The organism is Mesorhizobium sp. ESP7-2 (assembly GCF_020164715.1).
In the GTDB taxonomy this organism is placed as follows: domain Bacteria; phylum Pseudomonadota; class Alphaproteobacteria; order Rhizobiales; family Rhizobiaceae; genus Mesorhizobium.
Genome location: NZ_JAIUGQ010000101.1, coordinates 1 through 1,428, shown reverse-complemented (window position 1 = coordinate 1,428; position 1,428 = coordinate 1). Strand labels below are relative to the sequence as shown.

At 62.0% G+C, this 1,428-nt stretch carries 2 protein-coding genes; both read left to right on the top strand.

The genetic code is table 11. The features are described 5' to 3' along the window. On the top strand, positions 1–519 hold a 519-nt coding region (locus tag LB543_RS34130), incomplete at its 5' end, for a TOBE domain-containing protein (RefSeq protein ID WP_318013043.1). 3 nt (positions 520–522) lie between these two features. Further along, on the top strand, positions 523–1,428 hold a 906-nt coding region (locus LB543_RS33790; protein ID WP_224617353.1), incomplete at its 3' end, for an ABC transporter permease.

The window sequence follows — 1,428 nt, the reverse complement described above, 5'->3', positions numbered from 1 at the left end:
ATCACCATGGTCTACGTCACGCACGACCAGTCCGAGGCGCTGACCATGTCGGACAGGATCGCGGTTTTCCATGACGGCCGCATCCAGCAGCTTGCCGATCCGGTGACGCTCTACAACGAGCCGTCCAATCGTTTCGTGGCTTCCTTCATAGGCGAGAACAACACCTTGCCTTGCACCCTGGCCGGGCAGGAAGCCGGTCGCGCCGTGCTGCGCATGGCCGATGGGACGACGTTCAAGGCGGCGAATGGCAACCCGGCTGCCGGCGACGCACTCAGCCTATCGGTGCGGCCTGAAAATCTTTCGCTCGCCGGCGCCGCGACCGGTAGGGAGGTGAACCGCTTTTCCGGCACGGCGCGAGACATATTCTTCCTTGGCGATCATATGCGGCTGTCGGTCGAGGCACTCGGCGGCCAGCTTGTCACCGCGCGTATCCCCGCCCGCCAGGGGCGGGCTTTCGCTCTCGGCGAAGAGGTGATGCTCGAATGCAGCGTCGCCGAATGCCGCTTGCTCGGGGGCTGAGCCATGACCGCCGTCGACACCGATCGCATCAAGGTGTTCATGGCCGTGCGTCGAGCCGAGCGTCCAGCTAGGCGCGCCGCTCTTTCGCTGGCGCTGCCACTTATTGCCTTTTTGGTCGTCGTCTTCGTCGCGCCGATCCTCTATCTGCTGGTGACGGCCGTCGGAAATCCGGAGACGCGCGAGGTACTACCGCGAACATTGGTCGCGCTTGAAAGCTGGGATGGTGCGGCCGCGCCGGATGAGGCGGTGTTTGCCGCCTTCGCAGCGGATCTCAAGATCGCCAAGAACAACAGCACGGCTGCCCTGCTTGGCAAACGCCTGAACTACGAGATATCCGGCATGCGTGGGCGCGTCCTCGCCGCCGCCCGCATGGTCGAGAAACTGGACGTCGGTCCCTACAAGGAAAAGTTCGTAGAACTCGACAAGAACTGGCGATCGCCGGAAATCTGGTCGGTGATCAAGCGTAATGGTTCGGCGCTCACGCCCTACTATCTGTTGACGGCCATTGACCTCAAGCAGGATCCGGATGGTTCGCTTGGGCGTGTCCAGGACGACCAGGCGATCTTCATCAACGTTTTGCTTCGCACACTCTTCGTCGCCGGGCTCGTGACGGCCTTCACGCTGCTTCTTGGCTATCCCGTCGCCTATGTGCTCACCGTCGCGCCGAAGGCAATCGCCGCGGTCATGATGCTGATGGTGCTGTTGCCGCTGTGGACGTCGCTGCTGGTTCGTACCACTGCCTGGGTGGTGCTGCTGCAATCGGACGGGGTTATCAACGATCTGCTGATGGCGCTTCACCTGACCAGCGAGAAGGTGCAACTGATCTTTACGAGATTCGGCACGGTCACCGCCATGACCCACATCCAGCTGCCTTTCACAATCCTGCCGATCTACAGTGTGATGCGCTCG